General features: G+C 44.1%; 18 protein-coding genes and 1 pseudogene. All 19 read left to right on the top strand.

The features are described 5' to 3' along the window. The first annotated feature begins 88 nt into the window (after positions 1 to 88). A complete protein-coding gene (hemW, locus tag CEQ75_RS00320) occupies positions 89 to 1,282 on the top strand; it encodes a radical SAM family heme chaperone HemW (RefSeq protein ID WP_089608573.1) in 1,194 nt (397 codons plus the stop codon). Between the two features lie 56 nt (positions 1,283 to 1,338). After that, a pseudogene (hrcA, locus tag CEQ75_RS00315) lies at positions 1,339 to 2,381 on the top strand (heat-inducible transcriptional repressor HrcA). A gap of 20 nt (positions 2,382 to 2,401) precedes the next feature. Further along, positions 2,402 to 3,949, top strand: coding sequence for a TCP-1/cpn60 chaperonin family protein (locus CEQ75_RS00305; protein WP_089608570.1), 1,548 nt, complete (start codon positions 2,402 to 2,404; stop codon positions 3,947 to 3,949). A gap of 34 nt (positions 3,950 to 3,983) precedes the next feature. Then, a complete protein-coding gene (grpE, locus tag CEQ75_RS00300) occupies positions 3,984 to 4,553 on the top strand; it encodes a nucleotide exchange factor GrpE (RefSeq protein ID WP_089608569.1) in 570 nt (189 codons plus the stop codon). Between the two features lie 34 nt (positions 4,554 to 4,587). Further along, positions 4,588 to 6,438, top strand: coding sequence for a molecular chaperone DnaK (gene dnaK, locus CEQ75_RS00295; RefSeq protein WP_089608568.1), 1,851 nt, complete (start codon positions 4,588 to 4,590; stop codon positions 6,436 to 6,438). A 21-nt stretch (positions 6,439 to 6,459) separates the two neighbouring features. Next, positions 6,460 to 7,611 carry a molecular chaperone DnaJ gene (gene dnaJ / locus CEQ75_RS00290; RefSeq protein ID WP_089608567.1) on the top strand — a complete coding sequence of 384 codons (1,152 nt, stop codon included), beginning with the start codon at positions 6,460 to 6,462 and terminating at the stop codon, positions 7,609 to 7,611. A 10-nt stretch (positions 7,612 to 7,621) separates the two neighbouring features. Beyond that, positions 7,622 to 8,554, top strand: a complete 933-nt coding sequence (prmA, locus tag CEQ75_RS00285; RefSeq protein WP_089612443.1) for a 50S ribosomal protein L11 methyltransferase — start codon at positions 7,622 to 7,624, stop codon at positions 8,552 to 8,554. 4 nt (positions 8,555 to 8,558) lie between these two features. Beyond that, positions 8,559 to 9,317, top strand: coding sequence for a 16S rRNA (uracil(1498)-N(3))-methyltransferase (locus tag CEQ75_RS00280; RefSeq protein WP_089608566.1), 759 nt, complete (start codon positions 8,559 to 8,561; stop codon positions 9,315 to 9,317). Next, positions 9,298 to 10,629: a tRNA (N(6)-L-threonylcarbamoyladenosine(37)-C(2))-methylthiotransferase MtaB gene (mtaB, locus tag CEQ75_RS00275; RefSeq protein ID WP_242965335.1), complete on the top strand. Its 1,332-nt coding sequence runs from the start codon at positions 9,298 to 9,300 to the stop codon at positions 10,627 to 10,629. Before CEQ75_RS00280 ends, mtaB begins: the two co-directional genes overlap by 20 nt. 10 nt (positions 10,630 to 10,639) lie before the next feature. Continuing rightward, positions 10,640 to 10,984 carry a histidine triad nucleotide-binding protein gene (locus CEQ75_RS00270; RefSeq protein ID WP_089612441.1) on the top strand — a complete coding sequence of 115 codons (345 nt, stop codon included), beginning with the start codon at positions 10,640 to 10,642 and terminating at the stop codon, positions 10,982 to 10,984. A gap of 133 nt (positions 10,985 to 11,117) precedes the next feature. After that, positions 11,118 to 11,294 carry a 30S ribosomal protein S21 gene (gene rpsU / locus CEQ75_RS00265; RefSeq protein ID WP_089608565.1) on the top strand — a complete coding sequence of 59 codons (177 nt, stop codon included), beginning with the start codon at positions 11,118 to 11,120 and terminating at the stop codon, positions 11,292 to 11,294. Between the two features lie 117 nt (positions 11,295 to 11,411). Further along, positions 11,412 to 12,722, top strand: coding sequence for an NfeD family protein (locus tag CEQ75_RS00260; protein WP_089608564.1), 1,311 nt, complete (start codon positions 11,412 to 11,414; stop codon positions 12,720 to 12,722). Between the two features lie 16 nt (positions 12,723 to 12,738). After that, on the top strand, positions 12,739 to 13,740 hold the full coding sequence (floA, locus tag CEQ75_RS00255; RefSeq protein ID WP_089608563.1) for a flotillin-like protein FloA: 1,002 nt from the start codon (positions 12,739 to 12,741) through the stop codon (positions 13,738 to 13,740). A 98-nt stretch (positions 13,741 to 13,838) separates the two neighbouring features. Next, entirely contained in the window at positions 13,839 to 14,276 is a 438-nt protein-coding gene (locus CEQ75_RS00250; RefSeq protein WP_157677230.1) for a hypothetical protein, read from the top strand. Positions 14,277 to 14,379: 103 nt separating this feature from the next. Continuing rightward, entirely contained in the window at positions 14,380 to 15,447 is a 1,068-nt protein-coding gene (locus CEQ75_RS00245; RefSeq protein ID WP_089608561.1) for a PdaC/SigV domain-containing protein, read from the top strand. Between the two features lie 170 nt (positions 15,448 to 15,617). Next, a complete protein-coding gene (locus CEQ75_RS00240; protein ID WP_089608560.1) occupies positions 15,618 to 16,541 on the top strand; it encodes a LysR family transcriptional regulator in 924 nt (307 codons plus the stop codon). Positions 16,542 to 16,554: 13 nt separating this feature from the next. Beyond that, positions 16,555 to 17,478 carry a LysR family transcriptional regulator gene (locus tag CEQ75_RS00235; protein WP_089608559.1) on the top strand — a complete coding sequence of 308 codons (924 nt, stop codon included), beginning with the start codon at positions 16,555 to 16,557 and terminating at the stop codon, positions 17,476 to 17,478. A gap of 246 nt (positions 17,479 to 17,724) precedes the next feature. Then, on the top strand, positions 17,725 to 19,248 hold the full coding sequence (locus tag CEQ75_RS00230; protein WP_089608558.1) for an SLC13 family permease: 1,524 nt from the start codon (positions 17,725 to 17,727) through the stop codon (positions 19,246 to 19,248). A gap of 134 nt (positions 19,249 to 19,382) precedes the next feature. Continuing rightward, positions 19,383 to 21,269, top strand: coding sequence for an aryl-sulfate sulfotransferase (locus tag CEQ75_RS00225; RefSeq protein ID WP_089608557.1), 1,887 nt, complete (start codon positions 19,383 to 19,385; stop codon positions 21,267 to 21,269). Positions 21,270 to 21,328 lie beyond the last annotated feature (59 nt).

The raw sequence follows: 21,328 nt of genomic DNA, 5'->3' as shown, positions 1-21,328 counted from the left end.
TCAGATGGAAATGATTTTACTCCATCTGAATTTTTTAAATGCTGCTGATGATTCTTATATTTGACCACAAAAGGAAAAGGAGACCAAGATGAGTTTAAGCGAAGTTAAAGAACCATTGGGTATGACAGGAGCTGTCTTGCCCCAGATCGAAGCTCTCTATGTCCATATTCCCTTTTGCCTGAGAAAGTGCAATTATTGTGATTTTGTTTCATATCCTTTAGAGATTTTATCGGGGCAGGAATATTGTCAGGCTCTGGTTCAAGAAATAAAGCTGTATCATAAACATCTTTCTCCCCGCCAGAAAAAAATCAAATCCATCTATTTTGGCGGAGGTACGCCCACCTGTCTTCCCGTATTCGCGCTGATCTTTCTGTTAAGTGAAGTGCAAAATCTCTTTCCTGTGGCTGCAAATGGAGAAATTACCGTGGAATGTAATCCTCTGACGGTAAATCAGGAATATTTGACAACGCTGAAAGAGGCCGGTGTCAATCGTTTGTCCATCGGCGCCCAGTCATTTGATGAGAAGCTCCTGAAAGAGATGGGGCGTAGCCATGGCGTAAGAGATATCATTAAAACCGTAGAGGATGCCCGGGCGGCAGGCTTCACAAACATCAGTCTGGACCTGATTTATGGACTGCCCGGCCAGACCAAAGAACAATGGGACGATACGTTAAAAAAGGCAACCGCCCTTCCCGTCACCCATTTATCTGTGTATGGACTGCATTTATCCTCTTTATCCCCATGGGGGAAAGGATTTGAAGACGGCTCATTAACCCTGCCCTCGGAGGACGACTCTGCGGACTTGCAGGAGATGGCAATGGACTATTTGGAAACAAAAGGGTTTGATCATTACGAGATATCCAATTATGCTTTACCCAAGTTTTTTTCTGTCCATAATAGGGTATACTGGAACAATGGAAACTATTTGGGTGTGGGCCTTGCCGCCGCCTCTCATTGGGCTGATATCCGGCAAACCAACACTTCTTCTTTGGCGGGATATATGAGCAAGGTTCAAGCAGGAAAATTCCCCGTTAAAGACTGGGAAAGACTTGATCGGGAGACCATAATGGCAGAAACGGTTTTTTTAGGATTAAGACTACTGTACGGTTTTGATACCCTTTCTTTTAAAAAACATTTTGGTGTGGATTTTATGGAGAAGTATCAGCCTCAAGTGATTAAGTTAAGCCGTTTAGGACTGATAAAACAGTCCGAGAGCCGGGTCAGTTTAACGAAGCAAGGTATCTTTCTTGCCAATGAGGTGTTTATGGAATTCCTGCCATAAGGGTTGACAAATAAAATATTTAATGGTATTTTTTAATTAGCACTCAACAAGCTAGAGTGCTAACAAGGGAGGGGATTAATTTGGATGAGCGGAAAAAGCAAATATTGCAAGCTATTGTGAACGATTATGTTACGACCGCAGAACCTGTTGGTTCCCGTACAATCTCCAAGAAATATGGTTTAGGGGTTAGTTCGGCAACGATCAGGAATGAGATGTCCGATCTGGAGGAATTAGGCTATATAGAGCAGCCTCATACTTCAGCGGGCAGAATTCCTTCCGATAAAGGCTATCGTTATTATGTGGATTGTCTGATGGAAAAAGAAAAATTAACACCGACGGAAATAAAACAGGTAGAAAATTTTTTTGCCCAAAAAAACACGGATTTGGAACAAATTGTTCAAGCCACCTGTCATCTTTTGTCACAGCTGACTAATTATACGGCTATTATTTTGGTGCCCAAGCGGGGAGACGGTTCTTTAGAACGGATTCAATTAATCCCGGTGAGCTTATATCGGGTGATGGTGGTGATTGTATCCGATACAGGCTTTATTAATCATCGGGTTTTAGATTTGCCTCATCCGATAGAGCCGCAAAGACTGCAAGAAATCAGTGATTTCTTGCAAAAAAAACTATTTGGCCTTAATATGGAAAAAGTTAATGGTACCCTATTAAAAGAAATATCTCATCAATTCAGCAATCATGGCGACTTTAAAAATCTGACCTTAGAACTATTGGAGCAAGTGCTAACCAAGTCGAAGGATGATCGGGTTTTTTGAACGGTATACTGAATATGTTGAACCAACCGGAATTTCGGGACCTGGAAAAACTGAAAGCCCTCTTCACCAGTTTGGAAGAAGACCAAATAGTGAAAAGTATTTTAATGAGGAAGAGAAAAGACGGTACTGATATCACTATCGGGGAAGAAAATTCCATTCAAGGTATTAATCAGTGCAGTGTGATTACCACCGATTATAAAATCAATGGGAAAATCATCGGGTCGATTGGGGTTTTAGGGCCTACGCGCATGAATTATTCCAAGGCAGTCACCGTCTTGGAGTATGTGACGGATCAATTGTCCTGGCTTTTAGAAAAATACTAAGGAAATAGGGTGGAGTTATCTTGTCTTTAAAGCAAGTAAGTGAAAACTCAGAAGTAGATGAAAGATTGGCTGCTTTGATCAATAATGCCGGTGCAGTGCGTGCTATTTCCACGGCGGTGGAAGGAACCATAGGACCCAAGGGCCTGGATACCATGCTGGTGGATAAGTATGGCAATGTGGTCATTACCAATGCCGGGGTTACCATCCTGGATTTAATGGAGGTCAGTCACCCTGCCGCAAAAATGCTCATTAATGTTGCCAAGGCCCAGCATCAGGAGATTGGTGACGGAACCACCACCGCTACCTTAATGGCAGGTGCCTTAATTACCCAGGGAGTGGAACAGGTGATGAAAGGAGTGCCTGTCGCCCGAATTATTGAAGGGATGCGCATTGCTGCCCAAGAGGTTTTGCAGGTTTTTCATCATCAGAGCAAGAATATTACAGATGTGCATGATCCCGTGTTGAAACAGGTTGCCTTGGTGGCCGGACGGGAACATGAGGATATTGCCCAATTAGTTGTCCAGGCCGCCGTTCTCATTGGCAAGGAAAAGTTATTGGAGCCCGGTTTTAAACTGGCGGATACCATTTGTTCCACTTTAGGCGCAGAAAATCAGGTTTTTTCCGGTGTTATCCTCAATAAGGAGCGTATGAACCGGCAGATGATTACCCGGTTGGATCAAGTGGGAATTTTGATCATTGATGATGCTTTAGAACCGGAAGAATTAGAGGATGAGGCTCTGAGTACGGAAGCGGGCTTTAATCGTTATTTAACCCTGCGTCAGGAATTTGAAGACCATGTGCGTAAAATCGGCGCTTTAGGCGTAAACCTGGTGCTGACAGACCGGGGCATCAATGACCTGGCGGAAGAAATCTTTTTGGATCTGGGCATTATGGCAGTAGAAAGAGTTTCTCATAAAGAGCTGCGTCGGGTGGCCGAGCATACAGGAGCCAGGATGATCAAAAGAAGCGGACTGAAAAAGGAAAGCTCCGAGTTGAAAAATTATTTGGGCTGGGCCGGGCAAGTGCAGGAAGATGAAAAATTAGGTCAAATTTTTATTAAAAATGGCAGGGGAAAATCTATGGCCACGATCCAGGTGGGAGCATCCACAGAAGAAGTGGTCGGTGAGAGGGAGCGTATTGCCAAGGATGCAGCAGCTGCCGTACAGGTTGCGGTACAAGGCGGCGTGCTTCCCGGTGGGGGAGCGATTGAATTGGCTGCTTTACGGGAAGTTGAGGGCAAGCGCTCTCAGGTAAGGGGTATGGCCGCTTATGGTATGGATTGCGTGGCGGAGGCTCTGAAAAAACCTTTCAGCCAGATTGTAGCTAATGCCGGCTTTAATCCTCTGGAAAAGCTGGGGGATGTGGTAGCGGCGCAAACGGAGGGAAATACCTCCTCTTTGGCGATAAACTGTGACACCGGAGGGGTGGAGGATATGTTTGCCTTGGGGGTAATTGATCCCGCTTTGGTTAAAATACATGCTTTTCAGGCAGCAAGAGAGGTTGCCGAGGCCATATTACGCATTGATACGATCATAAAAATGAAAACCGAGGAAAATATTGAGATATGATAAAATTTTGCAAAGGTAGGTGGTTAGAGTGACCATGCATGATGCAAAGGAAAAAGATGTTATCACGGAAGATCAAATCCTGGACGATGCTGATCTGGCACAGAATGACCAGGAAAAAACCTCTTCCGAATCAGTTAACCAGGAAGAGGAGTTACGGAATCTGGTTCAGAAGCTGGAGGAGGAAAAAGGAGAACTTGTTAATCTGACCCAGAGATTGCAGGCCGATTTTGAAAATTTTCGCCGACGTACCAGAGGGGAAAAGGAAGAATTGATAAGGTATGCTGCTGAAGGTGTTATTACCCAATTACTTCCTGTATTAGATAATTTCGAACGGGCGATCATGGCGGCCAAGGATGGAGAGGAAGGAAAGGGTTACCTGGATGGTGTGGAAATGATTTATCGCCAACTGCTTCAGGTTTTGACCAATGAAGGTCTTGAAGTGGTGGATGCGGTGGGATGTGCCTTCGATCCCAATTGTCATGAAGCCGTGATGCAAATCGACGGTGGGGAGGCACCTAAGGATACGGTGCTGGAAGAATTACAGAAAGGGTATTTTTTGAAAGGAAAACTAATCAGGCCCAGTATGGTAAAAGTGGCTAAATAAATAAACTTTAATAAATTTTAAGGAGGATTTTTATATGGGTAAAGTAATTGGGATCGATCTGGGGACAACAAACTCCTGTGTTGCAGTGATGGAAGGGGGAGAGGCGGTAGTAATTCCCAATGCGGAAGGCGGCCGGACGACTGCATCTGTGGTAGCCTTTTCCAACACCGGTGAACGTCTGGTGGGTCAGGTGGCAAAAAGACAGGCAGTGACCAACCCGGATCGTACGGTGTCTTCTATTAAACGTCAGATGGGTAAGAAATTTGAAGTCAAAATCGGTGATAAGACCTATACCCCCCAAGAGATTTCAGCCATGATTCTGCAAAAATTAAAAACAGATGCGGAGGCTTATTTAGGGGAGACTGTTACCCAAGCGGTTATTACCGTTCCGGCCTATTTCTCCGACAGTCAACGTCAAGCCACCAAGGATGCGGGTAAAATTGCCGGGTTAGAGGTTTTGAGAATTATCAATGAGCCTACGGCAGCTGCTTTGGCTTACGGTTTGGATAAGGGAGAAGACCAAACAGTTTTAGTATTTGACTTAGGGGGCGGAACCTTTGACGTTTCTATTCTGGAATTAGGGGATGGAGTTTTCGAAGTTAAAGCTACCAGCGGGAATAACCTGTTAGGCGGAGATGATTTTGATCAGCGGATTATTGATTATTTGGTAGCGGAATTTAAAAAATCAGACGGGATTGATCTGAGTAAAGACCGTATGGCGGCACAACGTTTGAAAGAAGCAGCAGAAAAAGCTAAACATGAACTTTCCGGTGTGATGAGCACCAATATTAATTTGCCTTTTATTACAGCAACTGCTGACGGACCGAAACATTTGGATGTAAATTTGACCAGAGCAAAATTTGATGAATTAACGGCTGATCTGGTAGAAAAAACCATGGGTCCTACCCGACAGGCCTTGTCCGATTCCGGTCTTACTGCTGATAAAATCGATAAAATTCTTTTAGTAGGTGGTTCCACGCGGATGCCTTCCGTACAAACCGCCATCAAACAAATTTTAGGGAAAGAACCCCATAAAGGGATTAACCCGGATGAGTGTGTCGCTCTTGGTGCTGCCATTCAGGCCGGCGTATTGGCCGGTGAAGTGAAGGATGTTTTACTCCTTGATGTGACGCCTTTATCTTTAGGAATCGAAACCTTAGGCGGTGTCTCTACCCGGTTGATTGAAAGAAATACTACGATTCCTACTAGCAAGAGCCAGATTTTCTCCACAGCTGCAGACAGCCAAACATCTGTAGAAATCCATGTGCTCCAGGGCGAACGGCAAATGGCGGCGGATAATAAGACTTTGGGCCGCTTTACCTTAACCGATATTCCACCGGCGCCGCGGGGGATTCCTCAGATTGAAGTAAAATTCGATATAGATGCCAACGGGATCGTTCATGTAACGGCTAAAGATCTGGGAACCGGTAAACAACAGGATATTACCATCACCGCGTCCAGTGGTTTAAGTGATCAGGAAATTGATCAGATGGTGAAAAATGCGGAACAATTCAAGGCCGAAGATGAGAAGAAAAAAGAAGCGGTGGAAGCAAAAAATCAAGGGGATTCCCTGGTTTACCAAGTAGAAAAAACCTTAAAGGACCTGGGAGATAAAGTGGATGCCACTGAAAAGGCAGAAATCGAACGGGAAAAGGATGCTTTGAAAGAAGCTTTGACCAAGGATAACACCGAGGATATTAAACAAAAAACGGAAGCTTTGGCTCAGTCACTTCATAAGGTTTCGGAACGTATATATAAAGAAGCAGGTGCCGAGGCCGGTCCTCAGGATGGACCTCAAGGAGCGGAGGGTGCCGGGGCAGGGCAGGAACCCCAAGACAATGTGGTGGATGCGGATTATGAAGTAATGGACGATGACAAAAAATAAACCGCCCAGGAAGGTGGCCCAATGAGTAAGCGAGATTATTATGACGTTTTGGGTGTATCCCGGACAGCAACAGAAGATGAGGTCAGAAAAGCTTATAAAAAACTGGCGAAAAAATATCATCCGGATCTGAATCCGGACAGTAAAACTGCGGAAGAAAAATTCAAAGAAATTAACGAAGCTTATGAAATTCTAGGGGACAATGAAAAACGTGCCCGATATGATCGTTACGGTCATGCCGGAACCGGCAATGACTTTGGTGATTTTAACGGACAGGGTGATTTCGGTGGTTTTGGCGACATCTTTGATATGTTTTTTGGTGGGGGCGGGGGCGGCTTTGGTGGGGGCGGCGGCGGCCGTCCGGCCGCCCAGAGGGGAGCGGATCTTCGTCTGGATCTTTCCATTTCTTTTGAGGAAGCTGCCTTTGGCGTGGAAAAAGACGTAGAAATCCCTCGCATGGAAAATTGTGATGTTTGTGGCGGATCCGGTGCAGAACCGGGAACCAGCCCCAAAACCTGTGATGTCTGCGGTGGCCGCGGACAGGTAAGAAGTACCCAGGCAACGCCTTTTGGCCAATTTCAGACTGTAAAAACATGTAACAACTGTCATGGCACAGGCTCGATCATCGAAAAGATGTGCCGGCATTGCGGCGGCAGCGGACGATTAAAGAAAAATCGCAAGATCAATGTGAAAATTCCCGCCGGTGTAGACAGTAATTCCCGCCTGCGTATTGCCCACGAAGGTGAAGCAGGAACCTTAGGGGGTCCTCCCGGTGATCTTTACGTTTATGTGTCGGTACGTCCTCATGATACCTTCAAGAGAGAAAACGATGATGTCATTGGCGAATTTCCCTTATCCTTCGTTCAGGCAGCCCTGGGCTGCGAGGTAGAGATACCGACCCTGGATGGCAAGGTTAAACTAACGATTCCGGAAGGAACTCAAACAGGTACTTCCTTTCGCTTGCGGGGTCGGGGGATAACCAAGCTGAGAGGCTACGGGAGAGGGGATCATCATGTACGTGTTAAAGTGGTCACCCCCACCCATCTTACCGAAGAGCAGAAGGAGATACTGCGTGATTTTGGGAATTTACCTTCTGAAGAACATGAATCTGATAGTCACCGTGCTGATAAAGGAAAGGGTTTTTTTAATAAGGTAAAAGATGCTTTTAAAGGTTGAGGTGCTTAATTTGAATTATTTAGAAGTAACCGTTACAACAACAGAAGAAATGTCTGAATCCCTGGCGAATTTGTTTTGGGAATTAGGAGCCGGGGGTGTTGTGATTGAAGAGCCTTTTGCCATGCGCCGAAATATTGATGATCAGAGTTGGGATGCTTGGGAGATCTCTCCGGAGCTTTTAGATGCAGAAAATGTGATCATTAAAGGCTATTTTCCCATTGATCATCGTTTAGTTGAAACCATGGCAGCCTTTAAAAAGCAATCGGAGGAAATCAGATCTCTTTTTCCTGAAGGAAGGCTTCAAATTACCGAAACTGAGGTTGCTACTGAAGACTGGGCTACCTCCTGGAAAGCCTATTACAAACCGGAGAGAATTGGTAATCGGGTCGTGATTAAACCTTCCTGGGAATCATACCAGGCCAAAGAAGGAGAAATCATCATTGAAATGGATCCGGGCATGGCTTTTGGCACAGGAAATCATCCTACGACAGCCATGTGTATCCGGGCCTTGGAAGAATACGTTTTCCCAGGTTGCCGCGTTATTGACGTTGGTTCCGGTTCCGGTATTCTGGCGCTGACTGCTGCTAAATTAGGAGCAGGAAAGGTGTTGGCCATTGACCATGATCCGGTGAGCATTGATGCCACCAGAGATAATATTACCTTGAATGGAGCGAATGCGCGTGTTTCTGTTGTTCAGGGGGATTTAGCTTCCGGTATCAAGGGAACAGCAGATATCATCGTAGCCAATATTATCGCAGATGTTATTATCCGTCTGATTCCTCAGACTCTTGCTTTACTCGAGAAAAATGGAATTTTCATTGCTTCCGGTATCATAAAAGAGCGATTATTAGATGTAGAAACTGTTTTAAAGGAACATGCATTTTTAATTGAGAAAGTGATGCATGAGGGAGAATGGGTGGTTGTGATCGCCCGGCGAGGTTGATGTTATGCATAGGTTCTTTGTTTCTCCCACTCAGATTATGGATGAACTTATTACCATCACCGGGAGTGATGTGCATCATATCAATCGGGTACTGCGCTTGAATCCGGGTGACCGCATGATCGTCACCGATGGAGCAGGAACCGAATATTTGGCGGAAATAATCTCCTCCTCCCCCCAATCAGTGGAGGCAAAGATATTGGAACGGGTTTCCTCCAGCCAAGAGCCTCCTGTGGATGTTTTTCTCCTACAAGGGATACCAAAGGGAGAAAAAATGGAACTTATTATTCAGAAATGCACGGAAATCGGCATCAAGAAATTGATCCCGGTGCAAATGAAACGAACCATTGTCAAACTTTCTTCAGAAAAAGAAGAAAAACGGCGGGAAAGATGGCAGCGGGTGGCAGCAGAAGCAGCTAAACAAAGCCAGAGATCCGTTGTACCTCCAATTCTTCCGATTTCTGATTTGGTGGCAGCTCTACGGCAATTGCCTCCGGAAACCACCTTGATCATGCCTTGGGAAGAAGAAAGGCAGTCGGGATTGAAGGATTATTTCCGCAGTTACCCTCAGATTACCGGCCCCTTTGCCTTGCTGATCGGTCCGGAAGGAGGGATTTCCTCTGAGGAGGCAGAGCTGGCCATGGAGTGGGGTGCCCATAAGGTTTCTTTGGGGCCTAGGATTTTACGCACGGAAACCGCCGGATTTGTTGCGCTTTCCATTATTCTTTATGAACTGGGTGATTTAGGTGGCAAGAGAAATCAATAAATCAAAGGTGGCCGTTTGTACATTGGGCTGCAAGGTGAACCAAAACGAAACGGATGCCATCGTGAGCAGCTTAATCCAGGCAGGTTTTCAAGAGGTACCCTTTGAAGAAAAAGCTGATCTTTATGTCATCAATACCTGTACCGTGACCCACTTGGCAGATCGTAAATCCCGTCAAATGGTTCGGCGGGCGATCAAAAATAATCCGGCCGCCATGGTGGTGGTTACCGGCTGTTACGCTCAAACTTCTCCCGGGGATGTTTTGGGGATTAATGGAGTGGATTTAGTCATCGGCACTCAAGATCGTCATCGTTTGCTTGACCTGCTGGAAGAGGCCAAAGCGGCGCGGAAACCGCTCAATGTTGTCGGGGATATTATGCAGGCGGATGACTTTGAGGAAATAACCGGAGAAGAGCTTCATCCTCATATGGTCCGGGCCTATCTGAAAATTCAGGAAGGCTGTAATCAGTATTGCTCTTATTGTATTATTCCCTATGCCCGGGGCCCGGTGCGGAGCAGGCCTTTAGAACGGGTCTTGGAGGCGGCAAAACAACTGGTTTACAGCGGATACAAGGAAATAATTCTGACCGGAATCCATACGGGAGCCTATGGGTCTGATTTAAGGCCACAAATGGATTTAGCCGGTTTGGTGGGGGAATTAGTCCGGATATCTGATTTAAAAAGGCTGCGCATCAGTTCTTTAGATCCCAATGAAATTAATGAGGAATTACTCCAGGTGATGACGAGTTCTCCTATCTTATGCCCCCATCTTCATATTTCTTTACAAAGTGGTGATGATGAGATCTTAGGTCGGATGAACAGACACTATGACACCGCCTATTATTTATCCTTAGTGGAACGGATTCGTAGGATACTTCCTGATATCGCCTTTACGACAGATATTATGGTAGGTTTTCCGGGAGAAACAGAGGAAGCTTTCCAAAACACCTATGATCTGGTGGAAAAAATCGGGTTTTCCGGTCTTCATGTTTTTAAATATTCTCCCCGCAAGGGCACAGCGGCAGCCTCTTTTCCGGATCAGATTTCCCCGCAGGTGAAAGAAGAGCGCAGCAAGCGATTGATTGCTTTAGGGGAAAGATTGTCCCGGGAATACGCACGGAAATATTTAGGAAGAACCGTGGAGGTTTTAGCGGAGCAAAGGGTAGAGATTAACGGAGAAAATTTTTGGGAAGGCCATAGTGGCAATTATTTAAAAATCTTGTTTGCCGAAAATGGTGATTATAAAGGTCAGCTGGTCTCGGTTTCTTTGGAACGTTATCAGGATAATGTTATTTTTGGCCATCTTAAAAAATAAAAGGGGTGAAATCATGGATTGTATATTCTGCAAGATTATTAACAAAGAGATTCCTTCCCAGATTGTCTATGAAGACAAAGATATTTTTGCTTTTAAAGACATTAATCCCAGGGCACCGGTACATATTTTAATCATTCCCAAACGTCATATACCTGATATCTCTCAGATTGAGCCGGAAGATGCCGATTTAATCGGACGAATCCATGTGGCGGCTGTTAAAATCGCCCAAGAAGCTGGTATTGCTGAGCAGGGATATCGCTTGGTAAACAATTGCAAGGAAAATGGCGGTCAGGAAGTTTACCACCTGCATTTTCACTTAATCGGCGGCAGAAAACTGGGAGCCTTTGCCGGATAGGGTTGACTGAACGGCCTATTTCCGATATAATATAAATTGAATAATTTCCAAACATATATTTATTCCAATCCTAGAATAACTCGCATCTATATTCGCAGCAACATGGATAGTAGCGGAGGGAGGGAGATCAAGGTTGAGTGAAGTTCGAGTAGGCAAAAATGAATCGCTGGATAGTGCGTTGCGTCGCTTTAAACGTACATGTCAGAAATCAGGTGTCATGGCTGAAATCAGAAAGCATGAGCACTATGAAAAACCCAGTGTGAAAAGAAAGAAAAAATCAGAAGCAGCCAGAAAACGCAAGTTCCATTAAACCCTCCTGCTTAAGTTTAGGTAAAAAGTCCGCCCGGTATTTGTCATAAATACCGGGCTTTTAAGTATCAGATTGGAATAATAATTTACATATCGGGAATTTTTATTAGGAGGTGGTATGATGTGTAAATTAAGAACTCAATGGTTTTGGATCCTGCTGATTCTGTTGATTTTATCTGTTCCGGCGCTGGCTCAACCAGGTGATGTGGTTTATATTATTCCTATTGAAGGAAATATTGACCCGGCTTTGGCATCTTTTGTGGAACGAATCTATGATGAAGCGGAAGAGGCTGATGCTGCCAGGGTAATATTAGAAATTGATACCTACGGCGGCTACATTGATGCGGCAATTCTTATTAATGAACGGGCACTGCGCTCTTCTGTACCCACGACAAGTTTTGTGACCAAGAAAGCCATTTCTGCCGGGGCTTTGATCACTCTTTCCGGGGAAAAAATCTTTATGGCGCCGGGAACAACCATTGGCGCAGCGGAACCTAGATTAGGTGATCAAAAGGCGGATGAAAAAGTAGTTTCCATGTGGTCCCAAAAGCTGCGGGCTGCGGCGGAAACTTATGGCCGGGATGGTAATATTGCTGCTGCGATGGCAGATGCGGATATTGAAATTGAAGGGCTAAAGGCAAAGGGAAAGCTGCTCACTTTAACGCAGCAGCAGGCCCTGGAGTTAAAGATGGCCGATTTCTCTGCAGCTAATCGACAGGAAGTACTAAACCTTTCAAACTTAAGTGACAGCAGGGTGGTGGTAGCAGAGGCCATCTCTGCCGAAAACCTTGCCCGTTGGGTTACTAACCCTTATATAAGTCCTATTTTGTTAACAATAGGTTTTGCCGGGATTATTCTGGAGCTCCTGACGGTAGGTTGGGGTGTATCCGGATTGCTGGGCTTAACATCTCTGGGACTGTATTTTGGAGGCCATTTTATCGCCGGTTTTACCGGCTGGGAGTCTATCCTGCTTTTTATCATTGGGATTATCCTTATGCTGGTCGAAATATTTGTAGTCCCGGGTTTTGGCATTGCCGGAGTGGCCGGCTTGGGGGCGATGATATTTAGTATTATTTTAACGGCGACAAGTTTGGAGCAGGCCATCATTTCCTTAATTATTGCCCTTTTGGGCACTGTGGTTTTGGTGGTAATCAGCTTTAAATATATGAGAACAAGACGCTTGTGGAATCGATTGATTTTGGGGACGAGACAGGAAAAATCGGAGGGCTATGTGGCGCCGGAAGAAAATCTTTCCGAATTATTGGGGGCACAAGGAATATCCCTTACACCTCTCAGACCATCCGGGACGGCAGAGATTAACGGTAAGCGCATCGATGTGGTCACGGAAGGTGGATTTATCCCACGGGACACAGAGGTTCAGGTGGTGCAAGTAGAAGGGACACGAGTCGTGGTAAGAATGAGTAGATAATCAAGAGGAGGTTACTATGCTAATTCAATTAAGCGGTATTATCATCTTTGTTTTACTGTTGCTGGCTGTTGTAATTATTTTCAGCTTTGTTCCTGTAGGTCTGTGGATCTCGGCTTTAGCAGCCGGTGTCAAAGTGGGTATTGTGGACTTGATTGGTATGCGCTTGAGAAGGGTGGTACCATCCAAGATTGTTAATCCCCAGATCAAAGCAGAAAAAGCCGGTTTATCCGTTAATATTGGCAAATTGGAGGCCCATTATTTAGCCGGCGGGAATGTAGACAGAGTAGTCAACGCTCTCATTGCTGCAGAGCGAGCGAATATTGCCTTAGCCTTTGAACGGGCGGCAGCCATCGATTTGGCCGGTCGAAATGTTCTGGAGGCGGTACAGATGAGTGTTAATCCCAAGGTCATTGAAACACCTCAGATCGCGGCGATGGCGAAAAACGGAATTGAGGTAAAAGCCAGAGCAAAGGTGACGGTACGTGCAAATATCGATCGTTTAGTCGGGGGAGCAGGAGAAGAGACCGTCATTGCCCGGGTCGGAGAGGGGATCGTTTCTACGGTGGGCGCTAGTGAATCCCATAAAGACGTGCTGGAACACCCTGATAATATCTCTCATACAGTACTGAACAAAGGGTTGGATGCCGGCACAGCCTTTGAAATTCTTTCCATTGATATTGCCGACGTGGATGTGGGACGAAATATTGGTGCTGAGTTGCAGACAGATCAGGCGGAAGCAGATAAGAGGATTGCTCAAGCTAAGGCGGAAGAGCGACGGGCCATGGCTGTGGCTAAAGAACAGGAAATGTTGGCTCGCGTCCAGGAAATGAGAGCAAAAGTGGTTGAGGCTGAAGCCGAGGTTCCTGAAGCCCTGGCGGAGGCTTTCCGGAACGGACGACTGGGTGTGATGGATTATTATAATATGCAAAATGTGATGGCGGATACAAAAATGAGGGAAAGTATTTCCCAGATTGATAAAGATAACGTCACACCAAGCACCACCCCCCCTAAGAAGTAAGAACAATGAGAAAAGGTGAGGATTGTAAAAGGTGAGGTGAGGTTACGATCGATATTCTCGGCATATTATTATTGGTGCTCTTCTGGATTGCTTCTAATGTGGGAAGAAAGAAAAAAACACCTCCTAAGGGGGGACAGGGACAATCCACGCCCCCTGCTACATCAAACTTCCCTAAATTTGAGGATTTTGGTAAAGAGCTGCAGGATCTTCTGCGAGAAATGAGCGGGGTTCCGCCCACGGAAAAATCTGCTCCGAAACAAGAGCAGCCGGAGCCGGTTATCTTGGAACCGGAGGTTTTTCAAAATAAGAAGACTTATCCCATCAAAAACATGGAAGAAGGTGAGATGCTTTCTACCACACCGGCGGAATCGGTACTTCCTGTCAACGAAGTTGCGGTAACCGCACCGAATGTCAAATCTGATAAAGTTCGGGGTTCCCGGAGGGATTTGTCTTTGACACCCCAGACCTTAGTTCAAGGCATTATTATGTCGGAAATCCTCCAGCCACCCAGGGCAAAACGCCCCTATCGACGCTAAATTTAATTTTACTGTAAAGCAAGGAAAGGGGCTAATCTCATTTCCTTGCTTTTTATACGAATACGAACTTTTCTAATTCTAGATAAACTGGAAAGGATGGTTTATGATGAAGAAAATTATTACATTTGGACTCATGGCTTTCATGCTGGTCACATGGTCTTTAGGAGCCTGGGCTGCTGATTTCAAGACCCAGGAAATTAAGTTGAATAACCGGATCCTTCAGCTTGGTGCTTATGCGGAAGATGGTTCTCTCTACCTCCCGGTACGGGAAATTTGTGAGACCATGGGATATAAAGTGGGTTGGATGTCCTCGAATCATTTAATTTCCCTTGACAACCAACAAAGATCATTTTCCTTGGATTTAAAAAACCGATTGATCAGGGATGATGATCATCTTTTCTATTTTTCACATGAATACAGGATCATTCAGGGAAGAACTTATTTCGCCGCGGAGTTCTTTTCCGATTATTTTTCTATGCAGACCCAATGGGATCAATCCGAGGGAACAGTGCTATTGAAAAAAATTCAGGAAAATAATATTACCATTGATACGGTAAAAGAATCTTCGGAAAATGATACCCTTAAAATTACCCTTCAGTATCCGGTGATCGAAGGAATGAAATCACAAATGCTTCAGGATGAAATCAACGGAATTTTTAAGGAGCTAGCAGAAAAAGCAGCCCAAGAAGGGAAAAATAATGCCTTGAGTCTTACCGAAGCTGCCAAAGAAGTAAAGGACTGGATACCCAATCAGTGTGAAACTTATTTTAACTATCAGATCAAATTTAATCAAAAAAATATCTTGAGCCTGGTCTTTCAAAATTATCAGTATGCAGGCGGAGCCCATGGTAGCACGGTACAGACCTCCTATACCATCAATCTGGAAACGGGGCAGCAGTATGCTTTAAAGGATTTGTTCCGGGAAGATGCAGACTACGTCTCTCTGATCAGTAATGAAGTAAAGCAGCAGTTGGAGGAAAGGGACTTAACCGAAGCATTGTTTGAACCTTTCGATCAGATTGCTGCTGATCAGCCTTATTATCTTTCCAATAACGGTATCGTAGTCTATTTTCAACAGTATGAAATCCTGCCTTATGCAGCCGGAATACAGGAATTCAGTAATGAGCAACTGCCGAGCCAACTTTTGAATGATCCGGAGCTCTTCCAATAAAGGATTGACCATGATCTTTCACCACAGGAAATCTTTGCGTCAGACAGTGCTGCTCATGAATTAGACCTCCTGCTTTTTAATAGATTCTCGGGACAAAAAAGAAGTGGAAATCAAGGATCGAGAGAGAATACAAGAGATAATGAAAGACAATTGAGGGAGGGGTATTATCTGTGCGTATAGAGCAGCTTCAGCATATCATCGAGATTAATAATAAGAAATCTATCTCTGAAGCGGCGAAAACATTTTTTATGGGTCAGCCTCAGCTTAGCCATTCTGTGAAAAACCTTGAAGACGAGCTTGGCTACAAAATATTTCGCCGCAATCGTATCGGCATGATTCCGACCTGCCAGGGGAAAGAAGTCATTAGTATGGCCCGGGAAATAATTAATAGTATTGAAGTACTTAAGTCTCTGTCAAGTGGCGAAGCCAATCTAACCGGAAATTTCAGTCTGATTCTCGCCCCGGGAGTATTCAACTCTTTTGGTGGCCTTCTCATAGCGCGATTCCATGAAAAATACCCCAATGTTAATCTTGCGCTTACAGAGGATATAGGCATCAGCATCGTTGACAAGGTAGCCGCAGGAGCATGTTTAATGGGAGTCACGGTTTGGAACAGTAATTATGATGAGACAATGCGCAAGCTCCTTGATCAACTGGACATTGCCTATGAAGAAATAATTCAGGATGATTTATGCTTGATAATTGGTACACATCATCCTCTAGCAGCTAAAGAGACCATTAGCTTAACAGATATTGAAGGAATGACTATTGTGGATTATCGCGGCAGGTATCGTAATTTATTGCGAAATTGTGGGATAGATATCGCTAAGAATGAATTTTTGATTGTTTCTAATCGTGAAGTCATGAAAATAATCATCGCCAAGAATCAGGCAATTGCTGTCTTCCCTCGTTTCTTTTTTTATAACGATCTGTTTTTTGAAAAAGGGCTGCTGAATTATCGTACCATTGAGAAGGTGACCGATGAAAATAAAATGAAAATGCACCTTATCTATTCAAAAACTGAGCCTTTGTCTTATTCGGCAAAACAATTAAAAAAGATACTTATCGATACAATTGTCGACAACTGTAATTAAAGGAGAAGTTCCTATGCGTATCGAACAGCTTGAGCAAATCGTAAAAATTGATGAATTTGGATCACTGTCAAAGGCTGCCAATGCTCTTTTTATTAGTCAACCCTCCTTAAGTGTATCTCTTAGTCGACTGGAAGAAGAACTGGGCTTAAAAATCTTTGAACGCAGCAGCACAGGCGTTGTCCTTTTAGAACAAGGGGAAGCTGTCCTGGAGCTGGCAAAATACACCTTAAACTTAAGCGAAAAGATTAAGGGAATCATGGACGAAAAAAACATCCTGATCCGAAATTTTCATATGGCTATTCCAGGAGCCTTTGCAAATGCCATAATCCCTGAGCTACTTATGAAATTTCATTCCCTTCACCCAAAGATTTGCTTGCATATTCATGAAGCACCTTATTATGAAATTGTGGAGAGCATGGATAAGGGCGCCTATTCCATTGGCATAATAACCTGCGATCCAGAGGGTAAAAACAATTTACTCAAGCAGTTAAAAGATGTAGATATTGAATGTGAGATTATTTCCGGAAGTCAGACTAGACTGTTGGTTTTTTTAAGCAGTAAGAACCCTCTGGCTGATAGAGAATGGCTCGGCGCCTCTGATCTCAAGTCTTTGAAGATGGTTTCTTATAAAGAAAACTATGTCCAGGTTTCTAAAGCCTTGAGATATCATCTTAATAAACCAATTATAGTCGAAGATATCGAACTGCTTAAAAGACTTATCAGCGATGACTTCGGATTCTCAATTTTTCCTGAGATTTTATCCTTTAATGATCTATATATGAACAGTGGCATGATTAAAGCCATACCGATACAGGAGTTCAGTGAGCAATGGGATATTTTTATCTTATACACTCCCTATGAATCCTTATCATTTGTCGAGAAGGAATTGCTTGCCCTGGTTAAAAAACTGATTAAGGAGAACTTGATAAACAAATGACAAACTTCTATTTTCTGATTAGTTAAAACAAAATAGAACTATAATTATCAACAAAAATATATGCACTTTAGGTGCATATATTTTTTTTCACATGAGCGATATCACAAAATCTGTATTATGCTAAAGAAGATTGATACATTATAATAGATATAACCAATTGGTTTATAAGTATCATTTATCTTAAAAGTTCTGTTAGCGGAGAAAATGGAAAGAAAGAATCTAAGTACTAAAGGAGTGTGAAAAAATATGGGACCCGCTGCTGGTTCTAAAAAAGCGGTTGCTAGTGATAAAGGAATACTTCCTAATGATAAGATGGTTTATTTTCATAGTTTGGTTGGTCTTGCTATTATGGCGATTTTTTGGTTTATGTCTCCGATTGAACCGATTACCCCAGTGGGGATGAAGGTCGTTGGTGCTTTTCTGGGTATGGTGTATTTGTGGTCAGCCGTCGGCAGTTTATGGCCAAGCTTGATTGGCCTGGTACTTATTGCTATATCCGGCTATGCTGGACAAGGCGCTCTTGGCTTTAAAGCCGTTTTCCTCAATGCCTTTGGCGCGGACGTAGTTTTGCTGACTTTGTTTTCGATGATCTTGTTTGGCGCTATTGACGAAGCGGGCTGCACCAAATATATTGCGCGCTGGTTGCTAACGCGGAAGATAATTAATGGGCGTCCCTATTCTTTTATGGCTGTAGTTTGGTTTACCTGCTACGTTATTTCTGCATTGGTAACGCCGATCACCGGTTTGATCCTGATGTGGCCAATCACCTTGCGTATCATGGACTCATTGAAGATAGAACGTAGCGATAAAATCTGGCCCTATTTCTTTGTGGGCATGTTTGCCGTTATGACTTTGGGTCAACCCTTTTTCCCCTTTATGGGTGCACAATTGATTGTTGTAAGTGCGTATGGTTCCATGACTGGTGTTCCTGCTGATTTGACACCGGTTCCTTATGTGCCTTATATGGCGTTTAACTTTATTATGACTATGCTGCTTCTGATCACTTATATTCTCGTTTTGAAATATATTCTGCGTCCGGATGTCAGCAAACTCAAGGGCGTCGATGCTGATCAGTTGGCCAAAGAACAGCCGTTGCCGGCGATGGTTTGGCCGCAGAAGCTAATGATGCTGATGATACCTTTGTACCTCATCATGCTGCTGGCTCCGAGTTTCCTGGACAGAAGCAATCCGGTGGTAAATATTTTAGCAACTTTAGGACCCTTAGGTGTGACATTAATCTGGGTTATCTTTTTCACCATCATTCGCTATAAAGGCAAAGAAGTTTTGAATTTTAGAGACGTTGCCTATAAACAGTTCAATTGGGGTATTTACTTCATGATCGCTGCCGCAGTTTACGGTGCTAATGCCTTGTCCAATGAGGCTACCGGTGTTACAGGTTTCTTGCTGAATGTACTTAATCCTATTTTGGGCGGACAATCAGAGATGGGCTTTGTCGCCATTATGTTTACAGTGGCTTTAATCCTTACCAATTTTGCTAACAACGCTGCTATGGCAGTGGTGCTTATGCCGGTAATACTGGCTTTCTGTGGACAGATGGGTCTGAATCCTTTACCGGTTGCCATGGGCGTGACCATGATGGTCTTCGTAGCGATGTTAACCCCTGCCGCCTCCCCTCATGCCGGAATGATGCATGGGCGTAAGGATATCTATAGTACTGGTGAGATTATGCGTATAGGCTTCCCAATCTGCATTGTATCTCTGATATACTACATCTTCATTGGTTATCCATTGGCGAAGATGCTGTTTTAAACAAAATTTTCAAGGGCTGATGTGTCCCAGGCTTTACCACGTGGATGACCGCTGGAGAAAATCGATTAATAACCGGTAACATTCGGTATTAAGCTAGTAAATAATAAATTTAAAATATAAGGAGTGTTGATTGAATGAATGCTATCAAAAGTGAACAAGTTCCCCATATTATTCATCAACAGGAAAAACTAGAAAAGGCATTTTTAGCTGAATTTGCAGCAGGGGGTTATACCCTTTATAACCCCCTTGTTAAAATCAACCCCTATGGAATTTGTCCCCTGACAGCTATGGTCCTATTTGAAACACCGGTAGCTACTGAAGCGACAGTCGTCGTGCGCGGCAAGGAACATCTTGGGGATATCCGTCATACCTTCCCCGCCGGTAAGAAGCATATTCTACCAATATATGGTCTCTATGCAGATTATGAAAATAAGATCGAACTCATCATGGCTAATGGGCAAAAAAACACAATCAAAATACAGACCGAGCCGCTTCATACGGATGTTCCGGTCGCTACCTCTATTAAGACTACCCCTGAATACATGGGAAACAATCTGATGTTCCTGACTGCTGCTATGCGATCGATGCCTGTAGGCTACGACTATGCCGGTGATATTCGTTGGTATGCTACGAAGAATTTTGCATTTGATCTCAAGCGCTTACCCAATGGTCATATTCTCGTAGGAACAGAACGTTTAGTAAAAATGCCCTATTTCACCACAGGCCTTTATGAAATGGCCTTTAGTGGTAAAATCTTTAAAGAATACGTCCTGCCCAGTGGCTATCATCATGATCAATTCCCCATGGAGGATGGCAACATCTTGGTTCTCACTTTTGATTTTTACTCTGGTACCGTAGAAGATATGTGCGTATTGTTGGATGCAAAAACAGGAGAGGTTTTGAAGTCCTGGGATTATAAAAAAGTCCTGCCTCAGGACGTCGCTGGTTCGGGAAGTCAAGATGAGCATGACTGGTTCCACAACAACGCCGTTTGGTACGATAAAAAGACCAATAGCTTAAGCTTATCCGGTCGTCATCAAGACGCTGTGATCAACATTGATTATGAGACAGGAGAATTAAATTGGATTATCGGTGACCCGGAAGGTTGGCCTAAGGAAATGGTGGATAAATACTTCTTTACCCCGGTTGGAGACGGAGATTTTGACTGGCAGTATGAACAACACGCTTGCGTCGTATTACCTGACGGGGACATCATGCTGTTTGACAACGGTCACTTCAGAGCAAAAAACAAAGAAAATTATTGGCCTAATAGCAAGAACTTCAGCCGTGGGGTCAGATACCGCATTGATACTGAAAAGATGACCATCAAGCAAGTATGGCAGTATGGGAAAGAACGGGGCGCCGAATTTTTCTCTCCTTACATTTGCAATGTGGAGTATTATAATGAAGGCCATTACTTGGTTCATTCCGGTGGTATAGGCTATGAAAATGGTAAACCATGTGAAGGTATGGCGGTCATGAAGACCATGCAACCGGAGTTTAAGGATAATGTGTATACCTTCAATTCCATCACCTGTGAGCTTAAAGATGACGTGCTCATGTACGAATTGCAGGTGCCTGCCAATTGTTACAGAGCGGAGAAATTACCGCTCTACTATGCAAACGAAACTGCGGAATTGGGCGCTGGAGAAATCCTTGGCAACTTAATTAAGACCGAAGAAACAAAAATGAAGATTAAAGCTGAAGAGACGGGTGCGTTAGTACCGGATCATTTCCAAGCATCCATCACCGAGGAAGAAGATCGTTTTCTCTTTAATGCCATCTTCGACGCCGGGGAAATGGCCCAATTGCTCCTGGTGAACGAAGCCGGTGAGATAAAAAGATATCCCATCAATACCGTACCTCAGGCCTTCCAAGCGATGTGCGTAGGTACTTTCCAAAAAGCGGATCCACGCAATATCGATACCTTTATCAACAAGATCGGATTATCCGGTAACTATCAAGTAAAACTTGTCGCCGAAGAAAAAGTTTATGAGACCGGCGTTACAATTAAGGCATAAATACAGGTAATAAACTTTATAAAATTAAAACGGCCGGAGAGTAAGGGTAATACCCCTAT

Source organism: Dehalobacterium formicoaceticum, from assembly GCF_002224645.1.
GTDB lineage: Bacteria > Bacillota > Dehalobacteriia > Dehalobacteriales > Dehalobacteriaceae > Dehalobacterium > Dehalobacterium formicoaceticum.
The sequence above is the reverse complement of the archived record's forward strand: the minus strand, read 5'-3'. Positions and strand labels throughout refer to the sequence as shown.